13 protein-coding genes are annotated in these 15632 nt (G+C 62.7%); 7 read left to right on the plus strand and 6 right to left on the minus strand.

The features are described 5' to 3' along the window. Positions 1 to 13 precede the first annotated feature (13 nt). On the plus strand, positions 14 to 1105 hold the full coding sequence (locus tag ACFQ6Y_RS19940; RefSeq protein WP_378636223.1) for an N-formylglutamate amidohydrolase: 1092 nt from the start codon (positions 14 to 16) through the stop codon (positions 1103 to 1105). A 1-nt stretch (position 1106) separates the two neighbouring features. On the opposite strand, the gene ACFQ6Y_RS19945 is transcribed toward ACFQ6Y_RS19940, so the two are convergent. Beyond that, entirely contained in the window at positions 1107 to 2438 is a 1332-nt protein-coding gene (locus tag ACFQ6Y_RS19945; RefSeq protein WP_378447664.1) for an anaerobic C4-dicarboxylate transporter family protein, read from the minus strand. Positions 2439 to 2544: 106 nt separating this feature from the next. Between ACFQ6Y_RS19945 and ACFQ6Y_RS19950 the strand changes: the two genes are divergently transcribed. Next, positions 2545 to 7092, plus strand: a complete 4548-nt coding sequence (locus tag ACFQ6Y_RS19950; RefSeq protein WP_378636227.1) for an ATP-dependent helicase — start codon at positions 2545 to 2547, stop codon at positions 7090 to 7092. A gap of 63 nt (positions 7093 to 7155) precedes the next feature. Next, a complete protein-coding gene (locus ACFQ6Y_RS19955; protein ID WP_378545006.1) occupies positions 7156 to 7947 on the plus strand; it encodes a DNA-formamidopyrimidine glycosylase family protein in 792 nt (263 codons plus the stop codon). On the opposite strand, the gene ACFQ6Y_RS19960 is transcribed toward ACFQ6Y_RS19955, so the two are convergent. Beyond that, the gene (locus tag ACFQ6Y_RS19960; RefSeq protein ID WP_378545009.1) at positions 7934 to 8503 is read right to left on the minus strand and encodes a TetR/AcrR family transcriptional regulator; all 570 of its coding nucleotides are present in this window, start codon (positions 8501 to 8503) and stop codon (positions 7934 to 7936) included. The two genes, ACFQ6Y_RS19955 and ACFQ6Y_RS19960, sit on opposite strands and share 14 nt — an antisense overlap. A 103-nt stretch (positions 8504 to 8606) precedes the next feature. Here ACFQ6Y_RS19960 and ACFQ6Y_RS19965 point away from each other — a divergent pair, with 103 nt between their 5' ends. From ACFQ6Y_RS19965 to ACFQ6Y_RS19975, 3 genes are all read left to right on the plus strand, one after another. After that, positions 8607 to 9548, plus strand: coding sequence for an oxygenase MpaB family protein (locus ACFQ6Y_RS19965; protein WP_378636232.1), 942 nt, complete (start codon positions 8607 to 8609; stop codon positions 9546 to 9548). Positions 9549 to 9565: 17 nt separating this feature from the next. Beyond that, positions 9566 to 10102: a hypothetical protein gene (locus tag ACFQ6Y_RS19970; protein WP_378534156.1), complete on the plus strand. Its 537-nt coding sequence runs from the start codon at positions 9566 to 9568 to the stop codon at positions 10100 to 10102. Positions 10103 to 10204: 102 nt separating this feature from the next. Beyond that, the gene (locus tag ACFQ6Y_RS19975; protein ID WP_378636237.1) at positions 10205 to 11089 is read left to right on the plus strand and encodes an aldo/keto reductase; all 885 of its coding nucleotides are present in this window, start codon (positions 10205 to 10207) and stop codon (positions 11087 to 11089) included. A gap of 36 nt (positions 11090 to 11125) precedes the next feature. Here the strand turns inward: ACFQ6Y_RS19975 and ACFQ6Y_RS19980 are convergent, their stop codons facing one another. Together ACFQ6Y_RS19980 and ACFQ6Y_RS19985 are read right to left on the minus strand one after the other, a co-directional pair. Then, positions 11126 to 11869 carry a 3-hydroxybutyrate dehydrogenase gene (locus ACFQ6Y_RS19980; protein ID WP_378636240.1) on the minus strand — a complete coding sequence of 248 codons (744 nt, stop codon included), beginning with the start codon at positions 11867 to 11869 and terminating at the stop codon, positions 11126 to 11128. Next, a complete protein-coding gene (locus tag ACFQ6Y_RS19985) occupies positions 11866 to 13242 on the minus strand; it encodes an MFS transporter (protein ID WP_378447674.1) in 1377 nt (458 codons plus the stop codon). Before ACFQ6Y_RS19985 ends, ACFQ6Y_RS19980 begins: the two co-directional genes overlap by 4 nt. Positions 13243 to 13356: 114 nt before the next feature. Here ACFQ6Y_RS19985 and ACFQ6Y_RS19990 point away from each other — a divergent pair, with 114 nt between their 5' ends. Further along, positions 13357 to 14337, plus strand: a complete 981-nt coding sequence (locus ACFQ6Y_RS19990) for a LysR family transcriptional regulator (protein ID WP_378636245.1) — start codon at positions 13357 to 13359, stop codon at positions 14335 to 14337. Here ACFQ6Y_RS19990 and ACFQ6Y_RS19995 read toward each other — a convergent pair. After that, positions 14313 to 15029: a GAF and ANTAR domain-containing protein gene (locus ACFQ6Y_RS19995; RefSeq protein WP_378534166.1), complete on the minus strand. Its 717-nt coding sequence runs from the start codon at positions 15027 to 15029 to the stop codon at positions 14313 to 14315. The genes ACFQ6Y_RS19990 and ACFQ6Y_RS19995 overlap by 25 nt on opposite strands. Positions 15030 to 15079: 50 nt before the next feature. Then, complete coding sequence (locus ACFQ6Y_RS20000; RefSeq protein WP_019747713.1) at positions 15080 to 15622, minus strand: hypothetical protein; 543 nt, start codon at positions 15620 to 15622, stop codon at positions 15080 to 15082. Positions 15623 to 15632 lie beyond the last annotated feature (10 nt).

A 15632-nucleotide genomic window follows, 5' to 3' on the forward strand; every position in this document is an offset into this window, starting at 1 on the left:
TACGCTGGGGCTCATGACCAGTGGAGAACCAGTACTCATCCCGGCCGGAACCGTGTTCACGCCGGAGGACCTGACGTTCTATGCCGATCGTGACTCCCGCAGTCTCGACGACGCCATCGTCGAAGCCGACCTTCTTGTCAGTTGCCCACACTCGGGTTCCGCGATTCCGGCAGAACTCTCACGCTTTCTCGCACCCGAGTTCACCCAGCGACTGCAGTTCGACTTCACCGACATGTCCACCAGTCCCATCGTGCGCCGCTGGGCCGAAATCGATTCGCGCATCGTGTACGTGGAGAACCCACACCCCCGCATGATTCGTGATCCCAACCGTGCAAAGCCCGAAAACCTGGAGGCGTCACTACGCGAAGCCTTCGCGCGCGTGCACAAGGCCGGAGCGGGAAACAAGGCGGACCTCACCGGCGTCGACGCAGTTCGCCCTGTCACCTTCTCGTTCTACCCACTACTGCTCGAGCCGACCGACGACGCGGGCTGGAAGAACCTCGCCGAGACCTTCACCGAGACAGCCGAACACGGTTTGGGCGTCTACGAGAGAACTCGCGACGCACTGATCGAAACCATGGTGGAGAAGAGCTTCGAACTCGGCCGTTCGTTCACGACGTTGTCGTTCCACGACACGATGAACCACACCACTCGCCGCAACGGCGCCGTCAATGTCGAACGGCCGGAAGCAGATCGACTCCCCGACGTCGTCGCACTCTCCAATCGTGGCGATCACGACGGTAATCGACGCGCAGACAATCCCGTGACGATGGATCCGGCGCTCATTCGCGCACTCGCGGTCTCACATCGCAAGGGATTTCAGGTCGACGATCCGGATGCCGTCGCTCTCAATCAGCCGTACCTCGGCAGTTTCGAAATCATCGCGGCCGGAGCCAGATTCGCCGAATTGAGCGCCCGCGCCGCCGAAGCCGGGATCACGTTGAGCGCGGTTCAGGCCGAATTCAAACGAGAATTCTTACTGGGAGACGAACTGGCCGCCTACATCATGGAACCCGGCGTCGACTGGCCTACACCCGACGCCGAACGGGTGGACCAGCTCGCCCACGCGTGCAAGGCGAGCTGGGACCACTACCGCAACAGCTGACTCAGCCGAGCACCACTCCGAACACCGCACCGGCCGCAATCGTCGTCACGGCCAAAATGATGGTCGGCAGGAAGAACGAGTGGTCGACGAGCTTGGAACCGAGCTTCGTGCTGCCGGAGAGGTCGAAGTTCGCAGCCGCGATCTGCGAACCGTTTGTCGGCAACAGATAGACGCCGGCAAACGCTCCGGCCCACATTCCGCTCACCAGACCGGGTGCAATCCCGGCAGCGAGACCGATCGGCACGATGGTCCTCGTAGCCGTCGACTGACTGGTCGTCAGTACGCAGACCAGGAAAACACCGAGCGCGAAGATCCACGGCGCGGCGTTGACCCAGTCGCCGACGGTGCTCGTGATCAGCTCGGAATGGGCGCTGATGAACGTGTCCGTCAGCCATGCCAGACCGAACAACGCGATGGCCGAGACCATACCGGCACGGAAGACTGTCGAGGACGGCACGTCGGCGACATTCGGGCGGCACACCAACAGGATCAACGTACCCACGACGAACATCAGCATCTCGATGATCGGTGTCATCCCCATCGGAGTGCCGTCGGCGGCTTCGGGGCGAATTCCCTTGAACAGACCGAAGATCACGATGGCCAGAACGCCGGCCAGGAAGATCAGTGCCGCGTTTCGTCCGGTCTTCGTCGAGACGAGTTCGGTCTTGGACGCTGCACCCGGTCCGGCCAACTCGCCCGACTTCAACTTCGCCTGTATCTCCGGGTCGTCGTCGAGGTCCTTGCCCAGGCGGTTGACCGCGATGGACGAGAGGACGATGCCGACCACGGCCGCCGGGAACGTGATCTTGATGATGTCGATGAGTTCGAAATCGTAGGGCGCGACGTCGGTGAGTGTGACCATGGCCGCCATCGCCGCTGACACCGGGCTACAAGCCAACGCCACGCCGGTGGAGACGACCGACAGCGACAGCGGCCGTGACGGCCGCACACCGTTCTTGTACGAGACGTCGTAGATGACGGGAAGCAGCGGGTAGAGGATGTTGGACGTACCGGCACCGACCGAGAACAGGAACGACACCAACGGCGCGATCAGCGTGATCTGTTTCGGTCGGGATTCGATCAGTTTGGCTGCGATGGTGACCATCCAGTCGATACCACCGGCCGCTTGCATCATCGACGACGCGAGAACGACGGACAGGACGATGAGTAGAGCGTCGACCGGCGGACTGCCGACGTCCTCTCCGAAGACGAACACGAGGACGGCAACACCCGCGCCGCCCCACAGACCGAGAGCGACACCGCTCGATCTGGTACCCATGACAATCGCCCCGAGCACTACCGCCAGCTCGAGGACAATCTTGACTGCTTCCATCAGGCACTCGCCTTCTCGATAACAAGAGAATCGCTATAACAGGGCAAATAGTATGCTCTGCACTTCGGCTGCGGGCACGAACACGCTGTCGGTGGGAAGGGGCAATATGGTGGTCGTGACCAATGTCCTCGACAGATTCTCGCCCGCAACACGCGAGTGGTTCGGCGGTGCTTTCAGCGCTCCCACCGCTGCGCAGCTCGGTGCCTGGGAATCCATCGCGAGTGGCTCTCACACACTTGTCGTCGCACCCACCGGCTCCGGCAAGACATTGTCCGCCTTTCTCTGGGCGCTCGATCAGCTCGCAGCCAAGGACGAGGGCGAACGCACCACGAAAGTCCTCTACATCTCGCCGCTCAAAGCGCTGGGTGTGGACGTCGAACGAAACCTTCGCGCACCGCTGGTCGGCATCACACAGACTGCGAAGCGTCTGGGCCTCACTCCGCCCGAGATCACCGTCGGTGTCCGTTCCGGTGACACTTCCCAGGCCGATCGGCGCTCGTTGATCAAGCGGCCTCCGGACATCCTGATCACGACGCCGGAGTCGTTGTTCCTGATGCTCACCTCCGCTGCTCGGGAAACACTGGTCGGCGTCGACACCGTGATCGTCGACGAGGTTCACGCGGTGGCGGGTACCAAGCGGGGTTCACACCTTGCGCTCTCCCTGGAACGTCTGGACGGCTTGCTCGACCGTCCGGCGCAGCGCATCGGATTGTCGGCCACGGTTCGTCCGCACGAGGAGGTCGGGCGCTTCCTCGCTGGTTCGGCACCCATTCGGATCGTGGCGCCGCCTGCCGCCAAGACCTTCGACCTCACCGTCCGTGTTCCCGTCGAGGACATGACCGAATTGGGTATCGCGACGCCGGCCGACGGTTCCGAATCCCCCACCCCGCAAGCCGGTTCGATCTGGCCCCACGTCGAGGAACAGATCGTCGACCTCGTTCTCGATCACCGATCATCCATCGTGTTCGCCAACTCTCGCCGCCTCGCCGAACGATTGACGGCCAGACTCAACGAAATTCATGCCGAGCGCGCCGGCCTCGTCGTCGACAAGTTGCCACGACCACCCGCGCAGATCGGGGCTCCCACCGAGGTCAACTACGGCGCGGAACCTCTCCTTGCTCGCGCCCACCACGGATCGGTCAGCAAGGACCAGCGCGCCCTCATCGAAGACGACCTCAAATCGGGTCGATTGCGATGCGTCGTCGCCACCAGCAGTCTCGAACTCGGAATCGACATGGGCGCCGTCGACTTGGTCATTCAGGTCGAGGCACCGCCTTCGGTTGCCAGCGGGCTGCAACGTGTCGGTCGCGCCGGCCACCAGGTCGGTGAGATATCGCGAGGCGTTGTCTTCCCCAAGCATCGCACCGACCTGATTCATTGCGCGGTGACGGTCGAGCGCATGGTCCAAGGCAAGATCGAAGCGATGGCCGTTCCGGCCAATCCCCTCGACATCCTCGCCCAGCAAACTGTTGCGGCCACCGCCCTCGAACCGATCGACGTCGACGACTGGTTCGAGACCGTGCGCCGAAGCGGTTCCTTTGCAACGCTTCCCCGTTCGGCGTACGAGTCGACTCTGGATCTGCTCGCCGGGCGGTACCCCTCGGACGAGTTCGCCGAATTACGTCCGCGCCTGGTGTGGGATCGTGAGTCCAATACTCTGACGGGGCGCCCGGGTTCGCAGCGTTTGGCCGTCACTTCCGGCGGCGCCATCCCCGACCGCGGCCTCTTCACCGTCTACATGGTGGGCGAGAAAGCGTCACGCGTCGGCGAACTCGACGAGGAAATGGTCTACGAGTCCCGGGTCGGCGACGTCTTCGCGCTCGGCGCTACCAGTTGGCGGATCGAGGAGATCACCTTCGATCGGGTTCTGGTCAGCCCCGCCTACGGCATGCCGGGTCGTTTGCCCTTCTGGCACGGCGACGGACTCGGCCGCCCTGCCGAACTCGGGCAGGCGTTGGGACAGTTCGTCCGCGAGACGGCCCTCGGTAACGAGGCCGACGTCGTCGAGCGTTGCCGAGTCGGCGGGCTCGATCACAATGCCACCAACAATCTGATTCAACTCGTCGGCGAGCAGAAGAATGCCACCGGTCAGGTGCCGTCGGATCGCACGCTGGTGGTGGAGCGTTTCCGCGACGAACTCGGTGACTGGCGTCTGGTGCTGCATTCCCCGTACGGCCAACGGGTTCACGCGCCGTGGGCCCTCGCGATCGGCGCACGCCTCCAGGAACGATACGGCGTCGATTCCAGCCCGACGGCCTCCGACGATGGCATCATCATCCGGCTCCCGGACACCGAGAACGAACCTCCCGGCGCCGAACTGTTCACCTTCGACGTCGAAGACATCGAAGATCTGGTCACCCAGGAGGTGGGCGGCTCCGCGCTGTTCGCTTCCCGATTCCGCGAATGTGCCGCCCGCGCACTACTTCTCCCGCGCCGTAATCCCGGAAAACGTGCACCGCTGTGGCAGCAGCGTCAGCGGTCAGCACAACTGCTGGACGTCGCCCGCAAGTTCCCGACATTCCCGATCCTGCTCGAGACGGTGCGGGAGTGTTTGCAGGACGTCTACGACCTGCCTGCACTGAAGGAACTGTTCGGCGAGATCGAGAAACGGCAGATCCGGATCGTCGAGGTGGAGACGGCCTCGCCGTCTCCGTTCGCGAGTGCGCTCCTGTTCAACTATGTGGGCGCATTCATGTACGAGGGCGACAGCCCCCTCGCCGAGCGACGCGCTGCCGCACTGTCGTTGGACTCCACGCTGTTGGCCGAACTGCTGGGGCGCGTCGAACTGCGCGAGCTACTCGACGCCGGAGTGATCGAGCAGGCCGAAAGTGAGCTGCAACGGCTCGCGCCCGACCGCAAGGCCAAGGATCTCGAGGGTGTTGCCGACCTCCTGCGCATGCTCGGCCCGCTGACCACCGAAGAAGTCACCGATCGTTGTCTCGAGGACCCGCTCTCGTGGCTCGAGAAGTTGGTTACGGACAAACGTGCCCTCCACGTCTCGTATGCGGGCGAGAGCTGGTGGACCGTCGTCGAAGACGCCGCGCGCCTTCGCGACGGACTCGGCGTTCCCCTACCGATCGGCGTTCCCGCCGCGTTCATCGAGCCGGTCGATCAACCTCTCGATGATCTCTTGAGCCGTTATGCCCGCACCCACGGCCCCTTCACCCTCGCCGACGCTGCCGCACGGTTCGGTATCGGTGTTTCCGTCGCACGTGACGTTCTCGGTCGACTCGCACTCGAAAAGCGTGTCCTCGAAGGCGAATTCCGTCCGGCGTCAACCGGAAGCGAATGGTGCGACGCCGAGGTCCTGCGCCGCCTACGCCGCCGCTCGCTCGCCGCTGCACGCCAAGAGATCGAGCCGGTCAGTACCGCAACGCTCGGACGATTCCTTCCCAGCTGGCAGCACGTGGGCGGCACGCTGCGAGGAATCGACGGTGTTGCAACGGTGGTCGATCAACTCGCCGGAGTTCCGATTCCGGCGTCGGCTCTCGAATCGTTGATCCTGCCGAGTCGTGTCGCCGACTACTCTCCCGCGATGTTGGACGAACTCACGTCGACCGGTGAAGTCCTGTGGTCCGGATCCGGAGCAATCTCCGGCAAGGACGGGTGGGTAGTGCTGCACCCCGCCGACCTGGCACCGATCACGCTCAATTCGCCCGCCGACACCGACGTCTCGGAGTTGCAGAAGCGCATCCTCGACCTGTTGTCCGGCGGCGGTGCCTACTTCTTCCGACAGTTGGTCGACGCGTTGCGAACTACGGAGTCGGCTGCGGACACGGTCGACAGCGCGGTGACGACGGCACTGTGGGAGTTGGTGTGGCTCGGACACATCGGTAACGACACCGTCGCACCGCTTCGCGCACTTCTCTCCGACACCACTAGAACAACAACCAGTCACCGATCACCTCGCCGTGTTCCGCGGGCCCGTCCGTACCGCGGAATGGCCCGCGCTTCCACGCCCGCTCGCACCGGACCGGCAACTGCCTCCGGTCGGTGGTTCCAACTGCCAGCCGTCGAACCGGATCCGACCATCCGGGCGCACGCCACGGCCGATCTGTTGCTCGAACGGTACGGCGTGGTCACCCGCGGTTCGGTGATGAGTGAGAACGTGCCGGGCGGCTTCGCGTTGATCTACAAGGTACTGAGCACGTTCGAGGACAACGGCCGCGCTCGACGCGGATACTTCGTGGACACCTTGGGCGGCGCCCAGTTCTCCACGCCTCCCGTGGTGGACCGCTTGCGCACGTTCGGTGATTCCATCGAGGGACGCCACACCTCTTCGGCTGCAGTCACTCTCGCGGCGTGCGATCCGGCAAACCCGTACGGCGCGGCGCTGCCGTGGCCGGCGTCGGGGGGCGAGGAAGCCCCTGGGCACCGGCCCGGACGAAAAGCCGGCGCATTGGTAGTTCTGGTGGAGGGTGAGTTGGTTCTGTTCGTCGAGCGCGGCGGTCGCACGATCCTGACATTCACCGACGACGGCGGAACGTTGCGCATGGCAGCACTGTCACTTGCTCAGAAGGTGACTTCTCGCGCTATCGACAAGTTGGTAGTGGAGAAGGTCGACGGAGAGACCATCCACGGCAACGACTTCGCTCCGGTCCTGGTCGAAGCCGGCTTCGCGGCCACCCCTCGCGGATTCCGGTTGCGGTCATGAGGATTGGGGTCATGATGATTGAGATCGTGGCAGTTGAGATCCTGAAGTGTGGGAGCGGCGACCATGCCTGAGGGCGATACCGTGTGGCGGGCCGCCAACGAACTGCGAGCGGCCCTAGCCGAGAAGGTACTCACCACCTGCGACGTCCGCGTTCCTCGTTATGCCACCGTTGATCTGTCGGGCCATCGCGTGGATTCCGTCGCCAGCCGCGGAAAGCATCTCCTGATCAGAGTGGGCGAGGCGTCCATTCACACGCATCTGAAGATGGAAGGTCAGTGGCAGATTTATCGCCCCGGCGAGCGCTGGCGCAGACCAGCTCACCAAGCGCGCATCATCTTGGCCACCGAAGACTCTGTAGCAGTGGGTTTTTCACTGGGAATCACCGAGATCCTCGAACTCGGGCAGGAACAGGAGGCGCTCGGGCATCTCGGACCGGATCTGCTCGGGACCGACTGGGACAGTTCCGTGGCCGCCCGAAATCTTCGGGCTGCCGACTCCGAACCGATCGGAATCGCGCTCCTGGATCAGCGGGTGATGGCCGGACTGGGCAACGTGTACCGCAACGAGATCTGCTTCCTACGAGGCATTCATCCGAAAACACCGACGCGCCTCGCCGGAAATCTCGACGCGATAGTGGACTTGTCGTTCCGTACCATCAACGTCAACAAGGCGCGTCGCATCCGGGTCACGACCGGCGACACCCGTCCAGGTAGGCAGACGTGGGTGTACGGCAGGCGCGGAAAACCGTGCCGCCGATGCGGAACCCGCATCAGAGAAGATACCCTCGGACCGGATCAGCTCACCGAGCGAAATATCTTCTTCTGCCCGGCCTGCCAGCCCTTCACGCCCGGTTAGCGTTGATCAGCAGCCTGACGCAGTGGCGGACAAATCGTTCGCGGTCTACCACGATCGTGCCGTCCAGGTAACCGATGAACAGCGTGAACAACGCCCCGACCAGTCCGACGGCCACCAGTTGCTTGTCCACGGGATCAGCGATCTCGGACAACTGGTCGTACACCAGATCCACGAACGCCGGCATCGATTCGATACCACGTCCACTCAAGACAGGTTCGGAGAGTGGAGCGATCAAAAGCACTCTCCCCATCGCCGGATCGTCGACCATGAGCTTGACGAAAGCGTCGACCGCAGCCGTGGCGACGGCCTCGGATGTCGTCTCCGACTCCACTGCCGACGCAAGCGCCGACTGCGCGCGCTCGGCGACAAACGTGTGGACCGCAACAACGTACTGATCACGATCGGTGAAACTCTCGTAGAAATACCGCTCGGTCAGACCGGCGGCCTTGCAGACCGCACGCACGTTGACGGCCGGACCGTCGACCGCACCGAGCAGTGTCACTCCGACGTCGAACAACGTCGCCTTTCGAGTGGCCCTGCGTTCTTCGATGCTCACAACTTCCCCACTTCGCCGATACTGGCTCTTCGATGCAACCGGAATTCGATTCAACCGGTAGCCGATCCTTGACTACCGCTGTTGTCGATCCTAATCTGACAACATGCGTAGTCAACTTGACGACAGCAGCACCCCGGTTCCTCTCGGCCCGGATTCCCTGACCTGGAAGTATTTCGGCGACTGGCGCGGGATGCTCCAAGGCGTCTGGGCCGGTTCGATGCAGAACATGCACCCAGGGCTCGGCGCCGGCGTCGAGGAGCACTCGCAGTTCTTCGACGAGCGCTGGGAACGGCTGTACCGATCGCTGTATCCCATTGCGGGCGTGGTGTTCGACGGCGATCGCGCGCAGCAGACAGCCGAAGAAGTCCGCGGATATCACACGCGAATCAAGGGCGTCGACAAGTTGGGGCGCCGATACCACGCCCTCGATCCCGACACCTTCTACTGGGCACACGCAACGTTTTTCATGGGCACCATCGTCACGGCCGACAACTTCTCCGGTGGCTTGACCGAGGCCCAGAAACGACAGCTCTTCACCGAACACATTCAGTGGTATCGCCTGTACGGGATGAGCATGCGCCCGGTTCCCGAGACCTGGGAAGCATTTCAGGAGTACTGGGACCGCATGTGCCGCAACGTACTCGAAGACAACAAGGCAACCCGCGACGTCCTGGACCTGTCCGGCCTCGGAAAGCCCCCGTACATGACCTGGCTTCCCGATCCGTTGTGGCGACTCGCGCGGATCCCCCTCGCACGCGGATTCGTGTGGCTGACGGTGGGCATGTACGACCAACCTGTTCGCGACCTTCTCGGCTACTCGTGGAGTAGCCGAGATCAGAGAATTCACACCACTGTCGGCCGAAGCGTCAACGCCGTCTTCCGATTGGTGCCGTGGCGTTACCGGTATCAGCCACGCGCTCGCGCCGGATGGGATCGAGCGAGCGGCCGAATCCCCGCCGACACACCACTGGTCCACACGCCGGCGCGCAATCTACCCCCGCTCCAGCAGCGAGATAATCCGATGCACTACAGCCCGAGGGTCTGATCTGCCATGCTCGGAGCATGGAGTGGGACCTGCGAACCCTGCTGAACCGGCCGATCACCTCTCACGGTTCGCCGCTGGGACAAGAACGTGTAGCGGCGAGAACCACCGCGTACATCTACGGCAACATACTTGTCCTCGCTGCACTCATACCGGTGACGAAATCTCAGGAATCGCTGGGCGCCGCGATCGTGGTCGGCACGGCATTGTCGACATACATCGCCCACACATTTGCCGAGAGCGTCGGCGAAAGCATTCGCAACGACCGCCGCCTGACCACCGCGGAAAGAATCGACTCGCTTCGCGATTCCGTCCCGATCCTCACCTCCGCGGTCGTTCCTGTCGTCATTCTCGCGACGGCGTGGTTCAACATCCTGGAACCGCGGACGGCGCAGTTGATCGCGGAAATCGTCTTGATCCTGCGCATCGGGTCCACCAGTTACGTGATCAGCCGACTTCACGGTGAGAAAGTCGGTACTAACACACACCTCGCGGCCCTTGCCCTGGCCGCCGTCGCAACTCTGATCGTCGGATTGAAGATAGTGCTCACTCATTGACGAGTCTCCCGATCGCGAATTCCCTGGCATGAAGGGGTACTGCCGTTACCCGGCTGAGCAGTCACTCCCGCGGAACCCCCGGCCGCCGCTACCGTGGACGACATGAGCATTCCGAGCCTGAAACTGAATAACGGCGTCGACATCCCCGCGCTGGGCTTCGGCGTCTACCAGACACCGCCGGACGAAACAGTCGCCGCCGTCGAGTCCGCGCTGTCGACGGGTTATCGCCACATCGACACTGCTGCGGCCTACGGCAACGAGAAGGGCGTCGGTGAGGCGATCCGGCGATCCGGCCTCGATCGCGACGAGATCTTCGTGGAAACGAAAGTCTGGATCACCGACTACGGATACGACGAGACTCTGCACGCCTTCGACAAGAGCGCAGGCAAGCTCGGTGTCGAACACCTTGACCTCCTCATCCTCCACCAAGCCTTGCCGAGCGAGTTCGAACGCACCATCGACGCGTACAAGGCGCTGGAAACGCTGCTGGCAGACGGCAAGGTCCGTGCCATCGGAGTCAGTAACTTCATGCCGGATCACCTCACCCGACTCTTGGGCGCAACGTCCGTGGTGCCGGCGGTCAACCAGATCGAGGTCCATCCGTACTTCAGGCAGTCGGCCTTGCTCGAGGCCGACGCCGATCACGGCATTCTGTCGCAGGCATGGTCACCGATCGGCGGGATCACGTTCTACCGCGACGGGTCCCACGGTTCGACTCTCGAAGACGCCACCATCGCAGCGATCGCGGCCGCTCACGGCAAGTCTCCCGCGCAGGTGATGCTGCGCTGGCACCTTCAGCAAGGCCGTCAGGTGATCCCCAAGTCGGTGACTCCCTCGCGCATCGCGGAGAACTTCGACGTGTTCGACTTCGAACTCACAGCCGAAGAGCTCTCCGCAATCGACGCACTCGACACCGGAGTGCGCGGCGGTCCCGAGCCCGAGGTCATCACCCGCGAGAAGTTCGGAATCGAGATTCCCGAAGCCTGAACCCGGCAGCCTGAACAACTCAGCAGCCTGAGTGGTTCAGCTGGCGCTCCACCCACCGTCGATGGTGTACGACGCCCCCGTCACCATCGACGCCTCGGTCGACGTCAGCCATCCCACCAGGGATGCCACCTCCGCCGGCTCGACCATCCGTTTGATCGCGCTCTCGGTGAGCATCACCTTCTCGACAACCTCGGATTCGCTGATGCCGTGAACCTTTGCCTGGTCGGCAATCTGGGATTGGACGAGGGGTGTCAGGACGTAGCCCGGATTGACGCAGTTGCTGGTGACACCGTGTGGGGCGCCTTCGAGCGCAACAACTTTCGACAGTCCTTCGAGTCCGTGCTTCGCCGTGACGTATGCACTCTTGAATGCCGAAGCGCGGAGCCCGTGGACCGAGGAAATGTTCACGATGCGGCCGAAACCGTTGCGGTACATGTACGGCAGGGCAGACCGAGCGAGGAGGAACGGCGCTTCGACCATGAGGCGCTGGATCTTCCGGAAGTCCTCGACGTCGAAATCCTCGATGGGACTGACCCGTTGAATACCTGCATTGTTGACGAGTATGTCCGTCTCGAGCGCCATATCTACGAGTTGGTCGGTGTCGAGGAGATCGACGGCCCATGCGGTGCCGTCGATCTCCTCGGCCAGCGCCTTCGCTGCGACGTCGTCGAGATCAGCGACGGTGACGCGGGCGCCGCGGGCAGCGAGCATCCGTACACAAGCCTCGCCGATCCCGCTCGCACCACCGGTGACCAGTGCCGATTTGCCAGAGAGCGTCACGCGGGAACACCGGCCCGCTCGTTGGCGAGAACACGGGCGTCAGCGGCATCGACGGACTCGAGCGAGATCCCTTTGGTCTCACGCGCGAAAATGACTGCGACGATGGTGACCAAGGAGGCCAGCAGCAGATAGATCGCGATGGGGACCGAGGAGTCGAACTTGCTCAGTAGTGCTGTCGCGATGATCGGAGCCAGCGAGCCGGCGACGATCGAAGTCACCTGATACCCCAGGGAGACACCGGAATAGCGCATCCGGGTCGGGAACATCTCGGCCATGATCGCGGGTTGTCCGGCGTACATGAAGGCGTGGAAGACAAGTCCGATGATGATTGCCGACAGGATGACGGCGTTGTGCCCGCTGTTCATCATCGGGAAGGCGAAGAATCCCCACGTTCCGGCTGTGACGGCGCCGATCATGTACACCGGGCGTCGACCGATCGTGTCGGACAGCTTGCCTACCAACGGGATCACCGCGAAGTGCACGGCATGTGCCATCAGCATCCACCAGAGAATGTGCGCCGTGTCCGCATGGACGACGACCTTGAGATAGGTGATCGAGAAGGTCACCACGAGGTAGTACATGACGTTCTCGGCGAAACGCAGTCCCATCGCGGTCAGCACTCCGCGTGGGTAGCGCTTGACCACCTCGAAAACACTGTACGACGTTGCCTTGACCAGCTCTGCTTCCTTCTGTGCCGCAATGAAAATGGGAGCGTCGGTGACCTTGGTCCGAACGTAGTACCCGACCAGAACGATGACCGCGGAAAGCCAGAAGGCCACGCGCCAACCCCAACTCATGAACGATTCGTCCGAGAGCGTCGACGTCAAGATCAACAGCACAACCGTCGCGACCAGATTGCCCATCGGCACGCCGGCCTGAGGCCAGGACGACCAGAACCCGCGAGATCGATTCGGGCTGTGTTCGGCGACAAGGAGTACCGCCCCACCCCATTCGCCGCCCACTGCAAATCCTTGGATGAAGCGCAGCGTGACCAGCAGTGCCGGTGCCCAGTAGCCGATCTGACCGTAGGTCGGTAGGCAGCCCATCAGGAATGTCGCGGCACCGACAAGCAGCAAACTGAACTGCAGCAACTGCTTCCGACCGAACTTGTCTCCGAAGTATCCGAAGACGATCCCGCCGAGTGGTCGGGCGGCGAATCCGACGGCGTAGGTGATGAAAGCAGCGATGATCGCATCCAGCTCATTGCCGCCGCCGGGAAAGAAGACCTTGCTGAAGACCAGCGTGGCCGCCGTGCCGTACAGAAAGAACTCGTACCACTCGACCACGGTGCCCGCCATCGAGGCGCCGACCACCTTCTTCAGCCCCGATGGTGGGGCTTGGCTCTCGGGCTTCGGCATGTTGTCGACGCTCATCGTGGACTCCCTCGTCTTCAGTTCGCGATTCGCCTGCTCTTCACGATCAGGAATGTGACCGCTCGCACATTTTTTGTGACTCGATGAGTATCAGTGCAGATTCTTGGCACGACAATGACAAATCTCGCACCATATAGGTGCAAAAATGCAGATATGAATCTCGGACTGAGCCCGGATGACCTACTGGTGCTTCTCGCGGTCGGTCGCACCGGTCGCTTCAACACCGCCGCCGACGACTTGGGCCTCAATCACACCACTATCTCGCGCCGCATCGCCTCGCTCGAGAAGAGCCTCGGCGGCCGTGTCCTGGTTCGCTCGTCCGGTGGATGGGAGTTGACCGACCTGGGCAGACAAGCCCTCAGCGCAGCCGAGCGCATCGAGGCCGCAGTGAACGAACTGGCACTCGACTCCACCGGTCAGCAGCAACTCGACGGCGTCGTGCGGGTCTCGGCCACCGACGGCTTCAGCGCCTACATCGCGGCCCCCGCCGGCGCAGCGGTTCGCAGACGCCATCCCCGTGTCAGCGTGGAGATAGTTGTCGCAACCAGAAAGGCGTCACAGATACGCTCGGGGCTCGACATCGAGGTCGTGGTCGGCAAGCCTCAAGTTCACCGCGCCGAGGCAGTCCATCTGGCCGACTATGCGCTGGGCTTGTACGCATCCCGAGACTATCTACGTCAGAATGCTGTTCCCGAGAGTGCCGCAGATCTGGCCGATCACTCGCTCGTGTACTTCATCGACTCGATGCTGCAGGTCGACGAACTCGATCTGGCTCGCAAGCTCACGGTCTCCATGAGGGAGGCCGTCACGTCCACCAACGTGTTCGTGCACATCGAGGCAACGCGGGCCGGCGCAGGTATCGGCCTGCTCCCCTGCTTCATGGCCGAGCAGCACGACGATCTGATTCGCGTGCTACCGGCTCACATCGAGGTCAGACTTTCCTACTGGTTGGTGGCCCGTTCGGAATCTCTGCGACGCCCGGAAGTGGCAGCTGTGGTGACGACTCTCCGAGAGACTGTGGATCGCAAGCGATCTCAACTGCTCGGCTCGCCCCCCGGCGAACGAAGCGCTCAGTCGAGAGTCGAACGATGCTGAACAATGACTTTGCGTGCCAACTCGGCGATCTTGACGTTCATGTTCTGCGAGGTTCGCACCAGGATGTCGAAGGCCTCGTCGTCGGACACACGATGTAGTCCCATCAACAGACCAACTGCCTGACCGATTTCTCGGCTGCTGGCCAGACCGCGCCGCAGCGAATCGGCATCCTCGCCTCGCGTGAGCGCAGTGACTGCCACGGACGCAAACGACGCCAACATGATCGCGTGGTCGGCAGCGGATTCCGTGAAAGCCCCCGGAGTATCCGAGAAGAGGTTGAGGGCACCGAACTTCTGACGATCGACCATCAGTCGGAACCCCATGGATCCGCGAATGGGTGTCTCCGCCACTACTTTCCGAGCGAATTCAGGCCACTGACTCGGTGTGCGAAGGTCCGACTCGAGTTGCGGCGCCTCCGTGTCGAGGGCGTCGATGCACGGCCCCTCCCCCGTGGCCCGCTCGAGATCGTCTGCGTGCTCGGCAATCTCGTCGCTTGCCGCTACCGTGACGTTGGTGTTTCCCCGTCGCAGCATCAGGCTTGCGTGATCGCAACCGGGAATCAACTCGACAGCCGCCGAACAAATCGCGGAGTACACCTCGGCGCTCTCTGTTGCGGAGTACAGGATCTCCGCCAACGCCGCGAACACTGCCTTGGGATCTGTCAGTGCTTGGTCGCGCTCAGCCATCTCCATACACCTCGGGGTCTACCGTTCATCGAATTCTTCATCGAACGGTACAAACCTTACTTACTCGAGCGGATGGGGTCGCCGCCGCTCGCCGATTCCCGCCCGTCCGTCCCCTGAAAAGCTTCCGTGGCTGCGCGGTGATGCAGAGCCGTCACGGTGGTGATCTGCTTGGACACCAGGTCGTTGAGCTCGCGGTACTGCTCCTCCGTCTCCCCCGCCGGAATGTCTCGCAGGACCTCCCACATCGCACTCTTGCCGCACAGAGCAGTCCGCATGATCTCGAGTGTTGCCAACTTCACGAGGCGGTTGCGCCAGATGGCGTCGACGTGGACGAGACGTCTGATCCGATTGACAGTCGCGTCGATCTTCGAGTACCGCGGCAGCGATATGCCCTGCGTGTCCTCGATCAGTTGGAGCAGCTGTTCGATCTCGTACTCGAGCTCGCCCGGCAACGAATCCAGCTCACCGTCAGCCCAGACGCCGTACGAGTCCGAGAGCGACCGCGAGAGCTGCAGCCCCACCATCGCCCCGCACAGGTGAGTGACCAGATAGCCGGTAGCTATGTGTTCCTCAGCAGATCGCGACCGATTACCGAACATTGGGATCCTC

Source organism: Rhodococcus sp. NPDC056516, assembly GCF_042794655.1.
GTDB lineage: Bacteria > Actinomycetota > Actinomycetes > Mycobacteriales > Mycobacteriaceae > Rhodococcus_F.

What these genes read in the sequence shown, in the direction of transcription:
- ACFQ6Y_RS19940 (WP_378636223.1), top strand. Translation starts at nt 14, where the DNA reads ATGACCAGTGGAGAACCAGTACTCATCCCGGCCGGAACCGTGTTCACG.
- ACFQ6Y_RS19945 (WP_378447664.1), bottom strand. Translation starts at nt 2,438, where the DNA reads ATGGAAGCAGTCAAGATTGTCCTCGAGCTGGCGGTAGTGCTCGGGGCG.
- ACFQ6Y_RS19950 (WP_378636227.1), top strand. Translation starts at nt 2,545, where the DNA reads ATGGTGGTCGTGACCAATGTCCTCGACAGATTCTCGCCCGCAACACGC.
- ACFQ6Y_RS19955 (WP_378545006.1), top strand. Translation starts at nt 7,156, where the DNA reads ATGCCTGAGGGCGATACCGTGTGGCGGGCCGCCAACGAACTGCGAGCG.
- ACFQ6Y_RS19965 (WP_378636232.1), top strand. Translation starts at nt 8,607, where the DNA reads ATGCGTAGTCAACTTGACGACAGCAGCACCCCGGTTCCTCTCGGCCCG.
- ACFQ6Y_RS19970 (WP_378534156.1), top strand. Translation starts at nt 9,566, where the DNA reads ATGGAGTGGGACCTGCGAACCCTGCTGAACCGGCCGATCACCTCTCAC.
- ACFQ6Y_RS19975 (WP_378636237.1), top strand. Translation starts at nt 10,205, where the DNA reads ATGAGCATTCCGAGCCTGAAACTGAATAACGGCGTCGACATCCCCGCG.
- ACFQ6Y_RS19985 (WP_378447674.1), bottom strand. Translation starts at nt 13,242, where the DNA reads ATGAGCGTCGACAACATGCCGAAGCCCGAGAGCCAAGCCCCACCATCG.
- ACFQ6Y_RS19990 (WP_378636245.1), top strand. Translation starts at nt 13,357, where the DNA reads ATGACAAATCTCGCACCATATAGGTGCAAAAATGCAGATATGAATCTC.
- ACFQ6Y_RS19995 (WP_378534166.1), bottom strand. Translation starts at nt 15,029, where the DNA reads ATGGAGATGGCTGAGCGCGACCAAGCACTGACAGATCCCAAGGCAGTG.
- ACFQ6Y_RS20000 (WP_019747713.1), bottom strand. Translation starts at nt 15,622, where the DNA reads ATGTTCGGTAATCGGTCGCGATCTGCTGAGGAACACATAGCTACCGGC.